Annotated in this window: 18 protein-coding genes; 5 read left to right on the forward strand and 13 right to left on the reverse strand. The window is 53.9% G+C overall.

What is annotated here, in order from left to right:
* Positions 1–8: 8 nt before the first annotated feature.
* The 8 genes from potI to CRO33_RS20140 all read right to left on the reverse strand — a co-directional run bounded on the left by potI (position 9) and on the right by CRO33_RS20140 (position 7,025).
* Positions 9–854 carry a putrescine ABC transporter permease PotI gene (gene potI, locus CRO33_RS20105; protein WP_097119348.1) on the reverse strand — a complete coding sequence of 282 codons (846 nt, stop codon included), beginning with the start codon at positions 852–854 and terminating at the stop codon, positions 9–11.
* Positions 851–1,807: a putrescine ABC transporter permease PotH gene (potH, locus tag CRO33_RS20110; protein ID WP_034820712.1), complete on the reverse strand. Its 957-nt coding sequence runs from the start codon at positions 1,805–1,807 to the stop codon at positions 851–853. The genes potI and potH overlap by 4 nt, the downstream gene beginning before the upstream one ends.
* A 9-nt stretch (positions 1,808–1,816) precedes the next feature.
* Positions 1,817–2,950 carry a putrescine ABC transporter ATP-binding subunit PotG gene (potG, locus tag CRO33_RS20115; protein ID WP_156102820.1) on the reverse strand — a complete coding sequence of 378 codons (1,134 nt, stop codon included), beginning with the start codon at positions 2,948–2,950 and terminating at the stop codon, positions 1,817–1,819.
* Positions 2,951–3,069: 119 nt separating this feature from the next.
* Positions 3,070–4,179 carry a spermidine/putrescine ABC transporter substrate-binding protein PotF gene (potF, locus tag CRO33_RS20120; RefSeq protein ID WP_097119349.1) on the reverse strand — a complete coding sequence of 370 codons (1,110 nt, stop codon included), beginning with the start codon at positions 4,177–4,179 and terminating at the stop codon, positions 3,070–3,072.
* Positions 4,180–4,552: 373 nt separating this feature from the next.
* Positions 4,553–5,032 carry a YbjN domain-containing protein gene (locus CRO33_RS20125; RefSeq protein ID WP_038647881.1) on the reverse strand — a complete coding sequence of 160 codons (480 nt, stop codon included), beginning with the start codon at positions 5,030–5,032 and terminating at the stop codon, positions 4,553–4,555.
* Between the two features lie 86 nt (positions 5,033–5,118).
* The gene (rimK, locus tag CRO33_RS20130; protein ID WP_038647884.1) at positions 5,119–6,021 is read right to left on the reverse strand and encodes a 30S ribosomal protein S6--L-glutamate ligase; all 903 of its coding nucleotides are present in this window, start codon (positions 6,019–6,021) and stop codon (positions 5,119–5,121) included.
* 17 nt (positions 6,022–6,038) lie between these two features.
* The gene (nfsA, locus tag CRO33_RS20135) at positions 6,039–6,761 is read right to left on the reverse strand and encodes an oxygen-insensitive NADPH nitroreductase (protein ID WP_097119350.1); all 723 of its coding nucleotides are present in this window, start codon (positions 6,759–6,761) and stop codon (positions 6,039–6,041) included.
* A gap of 12 nt (positions 6,762–6,773) precedes the next feature.
* Complete coding sequence (locus tag CRO33_RS20140; RefSeq protein ID WP_097119351.1) at positions 6,774–7,025, reverse strand: DUF1418 family protein; 252 nt, start codon at positions 7,023–7,025, stop codon at positions 6,774–6,776.
* Positions 7,026–7,286: 261 nt separating this feature from the next.
* Here CRO33_RS20140 and CRO33_RS20145 point away from each other — a divergent pair, with 261 nt between their 5' ends.
* Positions 7,287–7,550, forward strand: coding sequence for a GrxA family glutaredoxin (locus CRO33_RS20145; RefSeq protein WP_034820748.1), 264 nt, complete (start codon positions 7,287–7,289; stop codon positions 7,548–7,550).
* 33 nt (positions 7,551–7,583) lie between these two features.
* On the opposite strand, the gene ybjM is transcribed toward CRO33_RS20145, so the two are convergent.
* Positions 7,584–7,955, reverse strand: a complete 372-nt coding sequence (ybjM, locus tag CRO33_RS20150) for an inner membrane protein YbjM (protein WP_034820751.1) — start codon at positions 7,953–7,955, stop codon at positions 7,584–7,586.
* 255 nt (positions 7,956–8,210) lie between these two features.
* On the opposite strand from ybjM, the gene CRO33_RS20155 reads away from it, so the two are divergent.
* The 3 genes from CRO33_RS20155 (at position 8,211) to ybjG (ending at position 11,449) form a co-directional block, all read left to right on the forward strand.
* Positions 8,211–9,899: an aspartate:alanine antiporter gene (locus CRO33_RS20155; RefSeq protein WP_097119352.1), complete on the forward strand. Its 1,689-nt coding sequence runs from the start codon at positions 8,211–8,213 to the stop codon at positions 9,897–9,899.
* Positions 9,900–10,170: 271 nt separating this feature from the next.
* Positions 10,171–10,863, forward strand: coding sequence for a phosphatase PAP2 family protein (locus tag CRO33_RS20160; RefSeq protein ID WP_441339641.1), 693 nt, complete (start codon positions 10,171–10,173; stop codon positions 10,861–10,863).
* Positions 10,844–11,449 carry an undecaprenyl-diphosphate phosphatase gene (gene ybjG, locus CRO33_RS20165; protein ID WP_097119354.1) on the forward strand — a complete coding sequence of 202 codons (606 nt, stop codon included), beginning with the start codon at positions 10,844–10,846 and terminating at the stop codon, positions 11,447–11,449. The genes CRO33_RS20160 and ybjG overlap by 20 nt, the downstream gene beginning before the upstream one ends.
* Before the next feature lie 37 nt (positions 11,450–11,486).
* Here the strand turns inward: ybjG and CRO33_RS20170 are convergent, their stop codons facing one another.
* Positions 11,487–12,692 (reverse strand): serine hydrolase, encoded by a 1,206-nt coding sequence (locus CRO33_RS20170; RefSeq protein WP_097119355.1) that lies wholly within the window; start codon positions 12,690–12,692, stop codon positions 11,487–11,489.
* Between the two features lie 276 nt (positions 12,693–12,968).
* On the opposite strand from CRO33_RS20170, the gene CRO33_RS20175 reads away from it, so the two are divergent.
* The gene (locus CRO33_RS20175; protein ID WP_034820768.1) at positions 12,969–13,625 is read left to right on the forward strand and encodes an HAD family hydrolase; all 657 of its coding nucleotides are present in this window, start codon (positions 12,969–12,971) and stop codon (positions 13,623–13,625) included.
* 1 nt (position 13,626) lies between these two features.
* On the opposite strand, the gene CRO33_RS20180 is transcribed toward CRO33_RS20175, so the two are convergent.
* From CRO33_RS20180 to CRO33_RS20190, 3 genes are all read right to left on the reverse strand, one after another.
* Positions 13,627–14,760, reverse strand: a complete 1,134-nt coding sequence (locus tag CRO33_RS20180) for a PQQ-dependent sugar dehydrogenase (protein ID WP_097119356.1) — start codon at positions 14,758–14,760, stop codon at positions 13,627–13,629.
* A gap of 105 nt (positions 14,761–14,865) precedes the next feature.
* A complete protein-coding gene (locus CRO33_RS20185; RefSeq protein ID WP_097119357.1) occupies positions 14,866–15,522 on the reverse strand; it encodes a DUF3313 domain-containing protein in 657 nt (218 codons plus the stop codon).
* Positions 15,523–15,639: 117 nt separating this feature from the next.
* Complete coding sequence (locus CRO33_RS20190; RefSeq protein WP_058961964.1) at positions 15,640–16,275, reverse strand: carbonic anhydrase; 636 nt, start codon at positions 16,273–16,275, stop codon at positions 15,640–15,642.
* Between the last annotated feature and the right edge of the window lie 176 nt (positions 16,276–16,451).

Below are 16,451 nucleotides of genomic sequence, written 5' to 3' on the forward strand. Positions count from 1 at the left end.
TACGGCTTTCAGCCACGTTTAGCTTTCTGAATATCGCGTAAACGTTGCTTTTCTTCGTGCGCCATAAAGCGCCAGGCGATGAAACCGACCAGGCCGACGACAAACAAAATCAACGAGGCTAACGCATTGATCTCTGGATTGACGCCGCGTCGCACGGTAGCAAAGATCGCCATTGGCAACGTGGTAGCGCCTGGCCCGGTGACGAAGCTGGCAATCACCAGATCATCGAGTGACAGCGTAAAGGCCAGCAGCCAGCCGGTGACAATTGCCGGAGCAATCATGGGTACGGTTATCACGAAGAATACTTTCAGCGGCGTCGCCCCGAGATCCATTGCCGCTTCTTCGATGGAACGATCCAGCTCGCGCAGACGGGAGTTGATCACCACCGCCACATAAGCGGTACAGAAGGTAACGTGCGCCAGCCAGATGGTGAGCATGCCGCGATCGCTCGGCCAGCCAAAGGTGTTGCCCATTGCTACAAACAGCAGCAGCAGTGACAACCCGGTGATCACATCCGGCATCACCAGCGGTGCAGTGAGCATAAATGCAAAACCGCTATGCCCACGGAAACGGCCGAAACGCACGATGATCACCGCCGCCATAGTGCCCAACACCACCGCCATGGTGGCCGAGAGCGCGGCGATAGTCAGGCTGAGGCCAACGGCATCCAGCATCGCATCGTCCTGGAACAGCACTTTGTACCAGTGGAATGAGAAGCTCTCCCACACGGTGACCAACTGCGAGCTGTTGAAGGAGTAAACCACCAGCAGCAGCATCGGCGCGTACAGGAACAGGAAGCATGCGGCCAAAATCGCCGTACGCCATGGAGAGCGAATGGTCGGTAACTGATTCATTCCTTCTCTCCTAACTCACGATTTTGATGCTTGTGGAACCAGATGATCGGCAGAATCAAAATCAACAGAATGATCACCGCCAGCGCTGAAGCCACCGGCCAGTCACGGTTATTAAAGAACTCCTGCCATAGAATACGGCCAATCATGATGCTGTCCGGCCCTCCCAGCAGTTCTGGGATCACGTACTCCCCTACCGCCGGGATAAACACCAGCATCGAACCGGCGATAATCCCGCCTTTGGTCAGCGGCACAATCACGCTAAAGAAGGTTTTAAGCGGACGCGCGCCCAGATCCAGTGAGGCCTCGACCAGCGAGTAGTCGATACGGGTTAGCGCGGTATAGATCGGCAACACCATAAACGGCAGATAGCAGTAAACGATACCGATATACACCGCGGTATTGGTGTAAAGAATCACCAGCGGGTGATCGATAACCCCCAGCCACATCAGGAAGCGGTTAAGAATGCCGTTGTTGTTCAGCAAGCCCATCCACGCGTACACGCGCACCAGGAACGAGGTCCAGGAGGGCAAGATCACCAGCAACAGCAGGATGGTGCGCATTGAAGGTTTGCTGTGCGCTACCGCCCACGCCAGTGGATATCCGATCAGCAGACAGATCACGGTAGAAATTGCCGCCACCTTGAGTGAAGTCAGATAGGCTTCGGCATACAGCGGATCATCCGTCAACGTGATGTAGTTACCGAGATTCAGCACCAGATTGAGCTGGTCATCGGCCCAGGTCACCAGATCGGTGTAAGGCGGAATGGCACGCGCAATATCGGCGAAACTGATCTTCAGCACGATCAGGAACGGCAGCAGAAACAGCAGGATCAGCCAAAGATAAGGCAAGGCGATCACCAGCTTGCGGCCATGCAGCATTTTAATGCGCGTGCCCCAGCGCTGCAGCGGTGTGCCCACCACTTCCGGCTCGCTGCGTTGAGAAATCTGGCTCATTACGCCTCCTTAAACCGTCAGAACCACACAGCTGTCGGCGTCCCAGCACAGGCGAACTTCATCACCCCATGTTGGCGCACCTTTGCGGTAGCGATGTGCATTCTGCAGCTGCGCGCTGATCATCTGACCGCTGCGCAGGCGAACGTGATAAATCGACAGGTCACCGAGATAGGCAATATGCACCACTTCGCCGACGGCAAAGTTGCAGCCATCCGCCGGCACCTCTTCGCACAGCATCACTTTTTCCGGACGTAAAGCGACATGCACGGGCACGTTATCGATGATAGAGACATCGGTCTGCACTTTAAGCGGATGTACCAGGCCCGGCGCATCAATGACCACGCCCTCTTCCGTGCGCTCACGCAGCAGGCCGTCAAACACGTTGACCGATCCAATAAACTCGGCACTATAGCGGCTGGTAGGATGCTCGTAGATCTCTTCCGGCTCACCAATCTGCACGAACTTACCGCGGTTCATGATGGCAATACGACCGGCCATGGTCATGGCTTCTTCCTGGTCGTGCGTCACCATCACGCAGGTCGCGCCGACGCGCTCCAGAATATCCACCACTTCATGCTGCATGCGGTCGCGCAGTTTCTTATCCAGCGCGCCCATCGGCTCATCCAGCAGCAGCAGTTTGGGGCGTTTCGCCAGGCTACGCGCCAGCGCCACGCGCTGACGCTGACCGCCGGAAAGCTGATGCGGTTTACGCTTAGCAAATTCCTGCATATGCACCAGCGTCAGCATTTCGGCCACGCGGCTGCTGATTTCGCCTTTCGGCAATTTATCCTGCTTCAGTCCAAAGGCGATGTTCTGCTCCACCGTCATGTGCGGGAACAGCGCGTAGGACTGGAACATCATATTGATCGGGCGCTGATAAGGCGGAACGTGCGACAGGTCTTGCCCATCCAGCACAATCTGCCCGCTGGTCGGTGGCTCAAAGCCCGCCAGCATGCGCAGCAAGGTCGATTTACCACAGCCGGAAGCACCCAGCAGGGCAAAAATCTCACCTTTATAAATGGTCAGGCTGACATCATCTACGGCGTGCTGGCCGTCAAAAGATTTGGTCAGGTTGCGAATTTCCAGCAGCGGCGTTAACGCCTTAGCCGTTTTATTTGGGGGGCGGGGAATCGCGTCGTTCACTAACATTTCTCCGGCGCTAAGCGGTGTAGCGCGGCACAGCCAGCCGCTAAAATGGCACAACAGAGGCCATCACCGCACCTCTGTTGTCGTCTTCAGGTAAGTAATCCGTTTAGAACGAATTACTTACCACTTTTTACTTTAGTCCATGCACGGGTGCGCGCACGATCCAGTTTCGGATCCTGGACTTTGAGCACAAACAGCTTGGCCATCGCATCCGGCGTTGGGAAGATGCCCGGATTGTTACGCACATCCGCATTAATCAATGGCAGTGACGCCTTGTTGCCGTTGGCGTAGTTCATCTTGTTAGAGACATCCGCGATCACTTTTGGATCCATGATGTAGTTCAGCCACTGATAGGCTGCGTCGAGGTTTTTCGCGTCTTTCGGAATCGCCATCATGTCGAAGAAGGCCAGAGCGCCCTCTTTCGGCACGCTGTAACCCAGGTGCACGCCGTTGTTGGCTTTGGCTGCACGATCTTTCGCCTGCAGGATATCTCCAGACCAGCCGATCGCCACACAGATGTTGCCATTCGCCAGGTCGTTAATGTACTGAGACGAGTGGAAGTAGCGGATATTAGGACGCAGCTTCAGCAGCAGATCGGTCGCGGCGCCGGTGTAATCTTTGGCGTCTGAACTGTTTGGATCTTTGCCGAGGTAGTTCAGCACGGTGGCGAAGATCTCTTCCGGCGCATCGAGGAAGGAGACACCACAGCTTTTCAGTTTTTCCAGGTTCTCAGGCTTCAGCACCAAATCCCAGCTGTTGACGGGCGCATCAGTACCCAGCGCGGCTTTTACCTTATCGAGGTTATAGCCGATACCGGTGGTACCCCACAGATACGGAATCGCATATTTGTTACCCGGATCGTGCTGCGCGACTTTCGCCATCAAATCAGGATCGAGGTTTTTATAGTTTGGCAGCTTGCTCTTATCCAGCTCCTGGAAAACGCCGGACTGTAGCTGGCGAGCAAGGAAGCTGGAAGATGGCACCACAACGTCGTAGCCGGTAGAACCCGCCATCAGCTTACCTTCCAACACTTCGTTGGAATCGAACACGTCGTAGACCACTTTGATACCGGTCTGCTTTTCAAAATTCGGCACGGTGTCGGCCGAAATATAATCGGACCAGTTATAGACGTGCAGCGTTTTATCCTCTGCCTGAGCACTAACGGCCGTCGCCATCAGTACACCTGCAACCACACCTGGCAACCATTTTTTACGTTGGTTGATCATGTTTTACTTCCTCCTGAGGGGGTCATCACAACGCTGCATACACGCGATCCGGACGTTGCGTTTTTTCTGTTTAATCACAGACACACAATGAATCAATATTCAGCGGGAGTTTAATAGCAAAAACCTATAGTTGTGCTGAGGTTGCATGTCTCAAGCAGCCCCGCAAGAATAGCCCCCCTGCTTCAGGCGTGCCAGATCCCAGCGTAAAAAACGCCTTTTTGCGATATTTTATGCATGTTTCTGCTATGGGGTTTGGCACTAGCGGCATAAAGCACGACTAATATCTGGCAATAAAGGGCAAAATGCAGAATAAAAAGTGGTAGGGCTAAAATGAAAACTGCCGCAAAAAGCGGCAGTTAGCGAGGCGGGGAACTCAGTGCAGCATCGCGTGGCTGCTGGAGCTGGGTTGGCGCTCCTCTTCTTCGCCCATCATCAGCAAATTATTGGCAAAGGCTTCCATGATCACCATGGAAACGCCCTCTTCACTTTGCTTCATAAAGTGCGAGAACTGACCAAACGTCAATCCGGCAGTGGTACTGATCGACTGGCAGACAATCAGCTTGGGCAGATTGTCATCCTGGATATCGATAAAGGCCTTCACCGTAAGCGAACTGGCATTGATCTGCGATAAATCGCCGACCAAAGGAATCAATGCTGTGGGTTTCACTTCCGCGAGGGCCGAGAAGAGGATGACGTTGTCCACCAGGTCGATTTTTGCATCAAACACCCCGTCAAAATTCTGCATGTGCGGCAGGTGCAGTGCCTGGCAGGCATCGCATTCGAACCAGGTGATATTTTGTTGATCCAGCCAGCGACGCAGGATGTCGATGTCAGGAACGACCAGTGAATCCATCGTTATGTCCTGTGGGGTGAAGAAATAAGCGCCTTAGCTTACGGAAAAAGTCTAACTGATGCCACGAAAACCACGTAAAAGCGCGCCTAGCCCCCGGTTTTAAGACGATAGCCGGGGCAAGCATGCGCTTCTACCCAATGAATCATCATGGAAGCGATGTCGAGGCCGGTGGTGCCTTCGATGCCCTCAAGCCCTGGCGAGGCATTGACCTCCATCACCAGTGGGCCGCGATTGGCGCGTAAAATATCCACCCCTGCGATTTCCAGCCCGAGCGTGGATGCGGCTTTCACGGCGATTTCGCGCTCTTTTTCGGTGATGGTCACCGCGTGCGCTTTACCGCCACGATGAAGATTTGAGCGGAAATCCCCCTCTTTCGCTTCACGCTCAATCGACGCCACCACTTCATTGCCGATCACCAGGCAGCGAATATCTCGCCCCTGTGCCTCTTTGATAAACTCTTGCACCAGAATGTGGGCGTTTAGGCCACGAAAGGCATCAATCACGCTCTCCGCCGCCTGGCGCGTTTCCGCCAGCACCACGCCAATCCCCTGCGTGCCCTCTACCAGTTTCACCACCAGCGGCGCACCACCGACCATGGCGATCACATCCTGGGTATCATCAGGCGAAGAGGCGAACCCGGTGATCGGCATATCAATGCCTTCGCGCGCCAGCAGCTGCAGCGATCGCAGTTTGTCACGCGCCCGGGTGATGGCCACCGATTCATTCAGCGGATAGCTGCCCAACATCTCGAACTGGCGCAGCACCGCCGTGCCGTAAAAGGTGGTCGCCGTGCCAATACGCGGGATAACGGCATCAAAGTGGCCCAGCGGTTCGCCACGATAATGCACCGCGGGCGAATCGGAGTTGATGTTCATGTAGCAGGAGAGCGGATCGATCATCTGCACCTGATGGCCACGCTCTTCCGCGGCGTCGCGCAGGCGCTTACACGAGTATAGCGTTCCATCACGCGTGAGAATGGCCATCTTCATTGCAGAATTCCTTGTGCTTAGCGCGTTGCCCAGCCCTGTTGATGCAGATAATCCAGCATAAACGGACGCGTTTCTTTGATGATCAGGCGTTGAATCAGTTCGCTCCAGGTTTCCGAACGCTGGTTGCTGTCACGTTGCTGGTAATAAGCCGTGATTTGGTTATCGTACTGGTCCAGCACGCTTTTATCGACAGATTGATAACGATTTTCATGCACCAGCATCGCCGCTGGCATACGCGGTTTCACGTCTGGGGCAGAGGCTGGATGGCCGATGCAGAAGCCAAACAGTGGCAGCACAAATTTCGGCAGTTCCAGCAAATCGGTGACTTGCGCAATACTGTTACGGATACCACCAATAAACACGCCACCCAGCCCCAGCGATTCCGCCGCGACCATGGCGTTTTGTGCCATTAATGCGGTATCGACACAACCCAACAGCAGTTGCTCGGCGCGTCCGAGATGCGCATCCGGGCAAATCTGCTGATGACGATTAAAGTCGGCACAAAACACCCAAAACTCAGCGGCGGCACTCACCCATGGCTGCCCGCCGGTGAGTTGCACCAGCTGATCACGCTTTTCCTGGTCGGTAATGCGAATAATCGAGGAGCATTGTAAAAAACTGGAGGTCGAGGCCGCTTGTGCTGCAGCAATGATCGCGCTGCGCTGAGCATCATCAATGCCCTGCTCGGTAAAGGCGCGAATGGAACGGTGGCTGCACAGTAAATCGATGGTCGGCGTCATAATCCTCTCCGGTTACTTCTTTTTGTGGTTGTGATTGAACAACTGCGGTGCCATCGCTTGCGCGGTACGCCACATCATCAGCCAGGCGGCAGGCAGCATCAGCGCAATGCCAAGGAAAAAAAGCAGCGTCGCCAGCGACTTCTGCGCCATAAAATCAGGTGCCGCAATCCAGTTATTAACCAGTAATAGCGCACCAATCACCGCGAGCACGCCAAGCACTTCCAGCAGCAAAACCGGTTTCGGCAACGTGGCCAGATTACGCATGGGCGATTTCCTCAGTTGCTCAATAGGTCAGTCGCATTTTAGACCCGAATAATTCGCTCTGCAGCAAGGCATGGCTATCACCAGCAGCTTAACTGAAGCCAAACGCGTCTGCGGAGTGAAGTATGATGGACATAGATTGCGGTCATTAGAGTAACAGGCATTTTCTTCTTTGCTTAAGCAGGATGGGCGGGCATGATGTTAGCCATTATTCACGCTGTAATGTGAAACTGGTCACAAAACAGCAGCGGAAGGAGAGAAGCAATGATTGCAGTGATTTTTGGCCGTTCAAGCTGCCCATACTGCGTACGTGCGAAAGAGTTAGCCACCAAGCTGACCAGCGAGCGCGATGATTTCAACTATCAGTACGTCGATATTCAGGCGACCGGCATCACCAAGGCCGACCTGGAAGCACGTGCCGGCAAACCGGTAACCACCGTGCCGCAGATTTTCCTTGATGACCAGCACATCGGTGGTTACACCGAATTTGCGGCATGGACCAAAGAAAATCTGGGTGTTGAAGCCTAAGCAAACGGGCCTGCGGGCCCGTTTTTGATCGTGCTATTCGGCACGCATCGCCAGCATAATCCTCATCAGGCGGATCAGTAACGCCCCGCATCCAGCCCAAAACAGCGCACTTAAACTCCATGCAACAATCAGCAGCCAACTGTGCATCTGCGTGACGGTGAGCCACATCCAGGCCATACCCAAAAGCGTGCCCACCACGGCGACCCACAGTGTACTGACCAGGGGACTATCCGGCTGCAACAGCGCCATTAACATGCCCGGCAATAAAAACAGCAATAATTCAGGCTGTCCGCGCATCGCTTGTTCCGCGGCAACGGCCCAAAAATGGTGTGCAAAAATAAACACCAGCGTATAAAGCATCATACCCAGAACCGATGCTGGCCAGCGATTATTGCGCTGCAACATAACCATCCTCAACTTTGTTGTTAACAATATTGAAACGTTTACTGCCCTGATGCGCACAAGTGGAAATAAAAAGAAACAGCCGCTGGCAGAAGGATTAAAAACTGCTGATAGCTGAGGAAGTTATTTATGATTAGAATGACGCCGTTTTAAATAATGGTCTGCACCTTCCTGGCGGCAAGGACATTCACAGCTGCCACAAGATAGCGAAAAAAGGCCCTTTCATCAACTTGTTACAGGTAAAGAAGAAGTTAAACCGTGAACATTAACGTCGCAGAATTGTTAAGCGGAAATGACGTTCTGTTATTATTTGTCGTCTTAGCCCTGGGGCTGTGCTTAGGCAAATTACGTCTCGGCTCGGTACAGCTAGGAAATTCCATTGGTGTCCTCGTTGTTTCATTGATTTTAGGTCAGCAGCACTTTGCGATAAATACCGACGCACTCAGTCTCGGCTTTATGTTGTTTATTTTTTGTGTCGGTGTTGAAGCCGGACCTAACTTTTTCTCGATCTTTTTCCGCGACGGTAAAAACTACTTCCTTCTTGCCATTGTTATGGTGGTCAGCGCCCTGCTCGTTGCGTTGGGACTCGGCAAAGTGTTCGGCTGGGATATTGGTCTCACGGCAGGCATGCTGGCCGGTTCCATGACCTCCACGCCGGTGCTGGTGGGCGCGGGTGACACGCTGCGACAAAGCATCAGTGACAACCATCAGCTCAGCATGATGCAGGATAACCTCAGCCTCGGTTACGCCCTCACCTATTTGATTGGTCTGGTCAGCCTGATCTTTGGCGCGCGCTATCTGCCTCGTCTGCAACATCAGGACTTACCCACCTGCGCGCAGCAGATTGCACGGGAACGTGGTCTGGATGCTGACAGCCAGCGCAAAGTATTCCTGCCTGTGATCCGCGCCTATCGCGTTGGCCCGGAACTGGTGGAATGGAGCGGCGGTAAAAATCTGCGCGAGCTGGGCATTCATCGCCAGACCGGCTGCTACATTGAACGCCTGCGCCGTAACGGTATTCTCGCCAGCCCGGATGGGGATGCGATGCTACAACTCGGCGATGAGATCTCGCTGGTGGGCTATCCCGACGCACACGCACGCCTCGATGCCAGCTTCCGTAACGGCAAAGAGGTGTTCGACCGCGATTTGCTCGACATGCGCATCGTCACCGAAGAGATTGTAGTGAAGAACCACAATGCGGTGAATAAACGCCTGAGCCATCTGAAACTCACCGATCATGGTTGTTTCCTTAACCGAGTGATTCGTAGTCAGATTGAGATGCCGATTGATGACAGCATCATGCTGAACAAAGGCGATGTATTGCAGGTGAGCGGTGAAGCGCGCCGTGTGAAAAGCCTGGCGGATCGCATCGGCTTTATTGCGATTCACAGTCAGATGACCGATCTGCTGGCCTTCTGCGCCTTCTTTATCATCGGGTTGATGATCGGCATGATCACCTTCCAGTTCAGCAACTTCAGCTTTGGCATCGGTAACGCCGCCGGTTTGCTGTTCGCGGGTATCATGCTCGGCTTCCTGCGCGCCAACCATCCGACCTTTGGCTACATTCCGCAAGGGGCGCTGACCATGGTGAAAGAGTTCGGTTTGATGGTGTTTATGGCAGGTGTCGGCCTGAGCGCCGGTAGTGGCCTGCAACATGGCCTTGGCAGCGCGGGCGCCTTGATGTTGCTCAGCGGTCTGCTGGTGAGTCTGATCCCGGTGGTGATTTGCTATCTGTTTGGTGCCTACGTGCTGCGTATGAACCGCGCGCTGCTGTTTGGTGCCATCATGGGCGCTCGCACCTGTGCCCCAGCCATGGAGATTATCAGCGATACCGCACGCAGTAGCATTCCGGCACTCGGCTATGCAGGAACTTATGCGATTGCTAACGTTTTGCTGACGCTCGCCGGCACGCTTATTGTGATAATTTGGCCGCTTTTGCCTTTTTAAAAATATTTTTACTGCGTTCAGAACTTTCTATTTGGGGCGCAGTCTGAATAAGTGCCACTGCTTTTCTTTGAAATCCCCAAATTGTGGAGCCCGCCGGTCACTGACTTGCGGGTTTTTTTATGCCTGCAATTCCTGTTGCTTAAGGTTCTCCTAAGCGTAAATTGCGACCCTGCCACTCTGGTTTCGCTATTTTCCAATATTCATGCAACTTTCATCAAAGTTAAACACTCCAACAACCCACGATAAGATTAAGAGCCCGACTATTTATTGTTTGTCTGGTCGCTTTTACGCTATCAACTTTATTTTACTGGCAATTTCAGCACTGGTGTTTATGTGGTGGTCACGCCACGAAAGCCTGGATATCGCGATCAGCCAGCAGTGGTTTGACCCACAGACGCAGACGTTTCCATGGCAACACAACCGCTGGCTGGATCTGATCAATCATCGCTTGTTCAAGGATGTGATCATCGCTGGAGCGGTATTGATGTTGTTACGAGGTGTGCAGAAGCGTGATGGCCGCCGCGTGTTGGTGGCCCTGCTATTTGGTATGGGGCCGCTAGTGGTGGGCATCCTGAAGGCGCACAGCGCGCACTCCTGTCCGTGGGATTTGGCGATGTTTGGCGGTAAGGCAGCCAGTTTTGTGCTGCTGGATCCCACTCCGGTCAATAGCGGTGCGGGGCAATGTTTCCCTGGCGGTCACGCTTCCAGCGGCTTTGCCCTGATGGCGCTGTTCTTCCTGTGGTGGCCCGAGCGTCCGCGCCGCGCCGTGCTGGCGCTGTTGTTCGGTATCGCGGTGGGCTTACTGATGGGATACGGACAGGTGATGCGCGGTGCCCACTTTTTCTCTCACAACTTGTGGGCTGGCTGGTGGGTGTGGCTGAGCCAGGTGCTGATTTTTGCTGGTGTTTCTTTTTGGGTAGACAAGATGAGGAAAAGCAAACGTGATGGAAGCGCTCAACCATAGCCTGTTTCTATGGATCAACGCCACGACGGATTCACCGCCATGGTTGATTAATCTGGCGACCTTTATCGCCAAAGATGTGATTGCCATTGTCCCGCTGCTGATTGTGGCCTTATGGTTTTGGGGGCCGCGCGATCAGGTGCAATCTCAACGCGCGCTGGTACTGAAAACCGGCATGGCGCTGATTTATGCATTAAGCATTTCATGGTGTGTCGGCCAACTGCTGCCACATCCGCGCCCGTTTGCCATTGGCTTCGGACATCAATTCCTGGCACACGCCGCCGATGACTCTTACCCCAGCGATCATGGCACCACTATTTTCACCTTTGCGCTGGCGTTTATCTTCTGGCACCGACTGTGGTCAGGGGTGATTTTACTGGCGGTCGGCAGCACCATTGCCTGGTCGCGCGTCTATCTGGGCGTGCATTGGCCAATGGATATGCTGGGCGGATTTTTGGTGGGCTTGCTGGCGTGTCTGGCTTCGCATATGGCGTGGCAGCTGTATGGCGACCGCATGCTGGCTTTCACCCATCAGGTGTATCGCACGCTGTTCGCTACGCCGATTAAGAAAGGCTGGGTGCGCGGATAATGCTAAGGGCGGCCCGATCGGGTCGCCCTTATGCTGATTAGCCAAACCACTTCCCAAACCAGCCGTTAAATTTCATCATAATGAAATCCCAGATACGGCCAATAAATCCGCCCTCCGGCACCGCTTCCATCACCACCAGCGGACGCTGATCCACGGTTTTGCCATCCAGCTGGAAATCAATAGTCCCCACCACCTGATTCTTCTCCAGTGGCGCTTCCAGCTGCGGTGAGTTCAGGGTGAAACTCGCCTTGAGGTTTTTCATCTGCCCTTTCGGCACGGTGATCGCTGCGTCTTTCGCGACACCGAGATTGACCTGACTCTGCTCACCGAACCACACGCGCTGCTGGGCAAAAGGCTTATCGCTTTTAATCGGTGTCACTGTCTCGTAGAAACGGAAACCCCACGTGAGGAGCTTCTCACTTTCACGGAAGCGGATCGCATCGGTTTGCGTACCCAGTACCACTGAGATCAAACGCATGTCTCCGTCCACGGCGGACGCGACCAGGTTATTACCCGCGCCCGAAGTGTGTCCGGTTTTAATCCCATCCACCTTCAGGTTACTGCTCCACAACAGGCGGTTACGGTTCATCTGCTTGATGTGATTAAAGGTGAACTCTTTCTCACTGTTTAACGCATACTCTTCAGGTACATCGCTGATCAAACGCTGGCCGATAATCGCCATATCGCGCGCGGTACTGTATTGCCCATCGGCATCCAGCCCGTGCACGGTCATAAAGTGGGTATTCTGTAATCCAAACGCCTTAACGTAGTTGTTCATCAGACCGATAAACGAGTCCTGGCTACCGGCGACATAATCGGCCAGCGCGATACAGGCATCATTGCCTGACTGAATCACCACGCCCTTGTTGAGTTCAGAGACCGGAATACGGTCACCCGGTTTCAGGAACATCAGTGAAGAACCGCGCAGCTTCGGGTTGCCGGTTGCCCATGCATCCTGGCCGATAGTGACCAGGTCATCGTTGTGGATCTTGCCGGCTTTTAGCGCCTGGCCGACCACGTAGCTGGTCATCATTTTGGTCAGGCTGGCGGGGTCCAACCGCTGGTCGGCATTGGACTCAGCCAATATCTTGCCGCTGTTGTAGTCCATTAAAATCCAGGCTTTGGCCTCAATTTGCGGTGCAGCAGGCGCCTGTTCAGCCTGAGTGGTGATGGGAAGGAAAAGCACTAATAATGAAGTGGCAGCCAGCGGCCGCAAGGCAGAAATGACGGAGTTTTTTCTCATGAGCGTGACCAGATTGTCCTTGTTAAATCATGGTTTTCTAGCAGGTAAGACATGTCTTAATAAAAGCTACACGCTTACCACCTGCGAACAAAACCGTCCAACCGTAAAGTTTTATAGAGTTTATTAGAGTAACCCTGGCATCAACCCCGACCCGCTGCCACTTTTACTGTTACGCCGTAGTGGAAAAAGTGAGAGAAATTCCGATTTTTCGCAGAACGGTTAAGCCAGTCACAAAATTCCGCTAACCTGATGCCAATCAGCCCGAGGAGAACCACGATGGACTTAGCCGTTTTCGATCTGGACGAAACCCTGATTTGTGAAGACAGTACCAGCCTGTGGCTGCGCTGGCTGGTCTCACAGGGATTTGCCCCCGAAGCACTCATCTCTCAGGAACAAGCCTTAATGGAGAAATACCATGCCGGCACCCTGTCGATTGAAGAGTATATGAACACCACGCTTTCCCCGCTCGCCGGTATGGCGACCCTGACGGTTGAGGGTTGGGTACGGCGTTTCATCCATCGCGATATTCTGCCACGCGTCTTCCCCGCCGCACGGGAACGCATAAACTGGCATCAGCAACGCGGCGACACCGTGATGATCATTACCGCCAGTGGCGATCATCTGGCGGTGCCGATTGCGCAACGTCTGGGTGTACACGGCGCGTTGGCGATTGGCGTAGAAGTGGTTGACGAGCGCTACAGCGGCCAGATTTATGGCACCGCCACCTATCGCGAGGGGAAAGTCACTCGTCTGAGTGACTGGAAGGCTTTGCAACAGGATAAGCGCTTTGAAAAAACCTGGGCTTACAGCGACTCCATGAACGATTTACCCTTGCTCAACCATGCTGATCACGCCTGGGTCATTAACCCGGATGCGCTGCTGCAGCAGGAAGCGCAGCAGCGGGGTTGGGAAGTATGCAGCTGGGTGCGTTAAGTTAACCACGCGAGGCGCTGGCGGGTTCCGCCAGCCCGACTTTTAGCAGCTTACCGTTGGCTTCGTCGGTGAGCACATAGAGATAACCATCCGGCCCCTGACGCACATCGCGAATACGTTCACCGCGATCCTCCAGCAGTCGCTGCTCTTCGACCACTTTCTCGCCGTTCACCCGCAGGCGAATCAGGCTTTTTTCCTTTAATGCGCCGATAAACAGCGAGTTTTTCCACTGCGGGAAACGTGCACTGTTGTAAAACGCCATCCCGCTGATGGCTGGTGACACTTTCCACCAGAACTGCGGTTGTTCCGTGCCCGCCACGTGCGTGCCCTGCGCTTCCGGCACTTTCTGTCCGCTGTAATCAATGCCGTAGGTGGCCAATGGCCAGCCGTAATTTTTGCCTTTCTGCGGGATATTCACTTCATCGCCGCCGCGTGGGCCGTGTTCACTCTCCCACATTTGCTGTGTCCACGGATTGAAAGCTAATCCCTGTGGATTACGCATGCCGTAAGACCAGATTTCTGCCCGCGCGTCTTTGCGCTGGATAAAAGGATTGTCTGCCGGGATTTCACCGTTCTGGGTCAGGCGCACGATTTTTCCTGAAAGCTTGTCGAGCTGTTGGGCGCTGAGGCTGGAAAAGTTGTCGCCAAAGGCAATGTAGAGATAGCCCTGACCATCAAACGCCAGCCGGGTCCCCATATTGGCACCGCTGGAGAGTTTCGGTGTCTGCTCCAGCACCACCTTGAAGTCGCTCAATTGACGGTTATCGTCGCTGAGCCGACCATAGCCGACCACACCGCCCGCCCGCCCCTCGTCATCTGCCGTGGTGTAACTGAGCCACACGCGGCGGCTTTGGGCGAAATCCGGTGCCAGCACCACATCCAGCAAGCCGCCCTGACGATTTGCCCACACTTTGGGTACGCCGCTAATGGGTTGCGACAAGCCTTTTCCCGGCTGCCAAATGCGGAGTTGCCCGGAGCGTTCGGTAATTAACAACGTTTGATTGTCAGGCAGAAAAGCCACTGACCACGGATGATCAAGTTTGTCCTGTAATACCTGAACCTGAACATCAGCAGCCAGGGTCGAATGGGCATAACTCAATGCGCCAAGCAACAGCGCGACAGGCAGTAAACGCATGGGATTCTCCTTTATCACGGTCTGCCGTTAAGGGTAGTCAGCCCGTAAGAAAGGATGTGCAGGATTTACAAAACATTAAGCCCGACATCATGCCGGGCAACGAGATTAAGGCGCGGAGAAGGCCACGACATCACGAATCATTTCGTCTATGCCCGGACGAAGATCGTTGAGCGTAATTGGCGTACTGTTGTTCGGCAGGGATTTACCAAAGGCTTTGCGCACGACTTTGATCATTGGCTTACCGGTCTGCGCATCGACCGCTTCCACCTCGAGGAACAGCGCACTGTTTTGCGTACGGTGGCCAGTGGCCGCCATGGTGCTCGCTACAACTGCCGCAATCGGCACCACTTCGTAGAACTGCATCCCTTCGTTTTCTGCCGTCACGGCGGTGATGGCGCTTTTCACCCTGAGCGTATGTGCACCAGGCTTGCCCACAACCGGTTTACGTTCTGCGACCGCGCGTTTTAACTGACTATCGGTGTACTGACGGATTTGATCCAATGTCTGCTGGCTGATGCGTTCAGTCGGTCGCGCGGCGGGATAGTAAACCACGGGTTCGAACACCACGTTGGTGTAATCCGCGCTGTGATAATCCGGCGAGATCCAGCGCAATGTCGGTTTACCGCTGGGTGACTGTTCAGATTTTAACTGGCTGTAATCGCCGAGAAAGCCGGAAAAATGCTGTTTATCCGCAACATGAGAGGTACAACCTACCGCCAGCATAGCCAGCGTTAAAGCAGGAATATAAAGACGAAATCGCATGAGAAAGCCCTTATAAGAGGTAAATCGCTTCTCAAGTGTAGAGCGCACGCTGCGCTTTGGCGGGAAATTTTCACAGAGTGGGAGAAGAAACCACCTGCATTGCAGGTGGTTAGGGAATCACTCGAAGCAGGTCTCAGGATTCTCAGACAACGAAATGAACCTTTCGCCGCCTTTGGTCAGGGCAATAATGCCGCCGCTCTCAATATCATAAACCCACCCATGCAGACGCACTTTGCCTTTACGCAGCGCCACCGCTACCGAAGGGTGTGTTTTGATATTGTTCAGCTGAGCAATCACGTTCTCTTTGACCATTTCATTGAGACGGGTTTCCACCGCTTCATAATTGCGCTCTTCCACCACAGCTTTAGCTGCATTGGCGTAGTGCAACCAGTGATCAACCGCGGGCATGCTTTCTAAATCCGCATTAGACGCGATGGCGTTCATGGCACCACAGTTGGAGTGACCGCAAATGATGATCTCAGTCACACCCAGCGCAACGACCGCGTATTCAATCGTCGCGGAGACACCACCCGGTTCGGGACCAAACGGCGGCACAATATTACCGGCGTTACGGATCACGAACAGCTGGCCTGGCTCGGATTGGGTGACCAGTTCAGGCACCAGACGGCTGTCTGAGCAGGAGATAAACAGGGCTTTGGGATTCTGGTTTGACGCCAGACTTTTGAAAAGATCCTTCCTTTCAGGGAACACATTCTGTTGGAAATTCAGAAAACCTTTAACGATCTCTTGCATTTGTCTGCTCTCACTTTATCCGCATCTGCGCTGGCGGTACGATCTGCACCGTCAGCACGCGTTCAAATTCTTCAGTGCGGTGAATAACTTACAATCACCAACCGAACATTTAAGCAAAACAGGCTGGATTACACAACTCGGATCACCGTTAACGGTTCGCAGTCGCCAGCCTTATC

The sequence above is a fragment of the Pantoea sp. GL120224-02 genome (assembly GCF_900215395.1).
Taxonomy (GTDB): Bacteria; Pseudomonadota; Gammaproteobacteria; order Enterobacterales; family Enterobacteriaceae; genus Pantoea; species Pantoea communis.

Excerpts from the sequence above, each read along its gene's own strand:
- potI (WP_097119348.1), bottom strand. The coding sequence starts at position 854 with ATGAATCAGTTACCGACCATTCGCTCTCCATGGCGTACGGCGATTTTG.
- potH (WP_034820712.1), bottom strand. The coding sequence starts at position 1,807 with ATGAGCCAGATTTCTCAACGCAGCGAGCCGGAAGTGGTGGGCACACCG.
- potF (WP_097119349.1), bottom strand. The coding sequence starts at position 4,179 with ATGATCAACCAACGTAAAAAATGGTTGCCAGGTGTGGTTGCAGGTGTA.
- CRO33_RS20125 (WP_038647881.1), bottom strand. The coding sequence starts at position 5,032 with ATGGATTCACTGGTCGTTCCTGACATCGACATCCTGCGTCGCTGGCTG.
- rimK (WP_038647884.1), bottom strand. The coding sequence starts at position 6,021 with ATGAAGATGGCCATTCTCACGCGTGATGGAACGCTATACTCGTGTAAG.
- nfsA (WP_097119350.1), bottom strand. The coding sequence starts at position 6,761 with ATGACGCCGACCATCGATTTACTGTGCAGCCACCGTTCCATTCGCGCC.
- CRO33_RS20140 (WP_097119351.1), bottom strand. The coding sequence starts at position 7,025 with ATGCGTAATCTGGCCACGTTGCCGAAACCGGTTTTGCTGCTGGAAGTG.
- CRO33_RS20145 (WP_034820748.1), top strand. The coding sequence starts at position 7,287 with ATGATTGCAGTGATTTTTGGCCGTTCAAGCTGCCCATACTGCGTACGT.
- ybjM (WP_034820751.1), bottom strand. The coding sequence starts at position 7,955 with ATGTTGCAGCGCAATAATCGCTGGCCAGCATCGGTTCTGGGTATGATG.
- ybjG (WP_097119354.1), top strand. The coding sequence starts at position 10,844 with ATGGAAGCGCTCAACCATAGCCTGTTTCTATGGATCAACGCCACGACG.
- CRO33_RS20170 (WP_097119355.1), bottom strand. The coding sequence starts at position 12,692 with ATGAGAAAAAACTCCGTCATTTCTGCCTTGCGGCCGCTGGCTGCCACT.
- CRO33_RS20175 (WP_034820768.1), top strand. The coding sequence starts at position 12,969 with ATGGACTTAGCCGTTTTCGATCTGGACGAAACCCTGATTTGTGAAGAC.
- CRO33_RS20180 (WP_097119356.1), bottom strand. The coding sequence starts at position 14,760 with ATGCGTTTACTGCCTGTCGCGCTGTTGCTTGGCGCATTGAGTTATGCC.
- CRO33_RS20185 (WP_097119357.1), bottom strand. The coding sequence starts at position 15,522 with ATGCGATTTCGTCTTTATATTCCTGCTTTAACGCTGGCTATGCTGGCG.
- CRO33_RS20190 (WP_058961964.1), bottom strand. The coding sequence starts at position 16,275 with ATGCAAGAGATCGTTAAAGGTTTTCTGAATTTCCAACAGAATGTGTTC.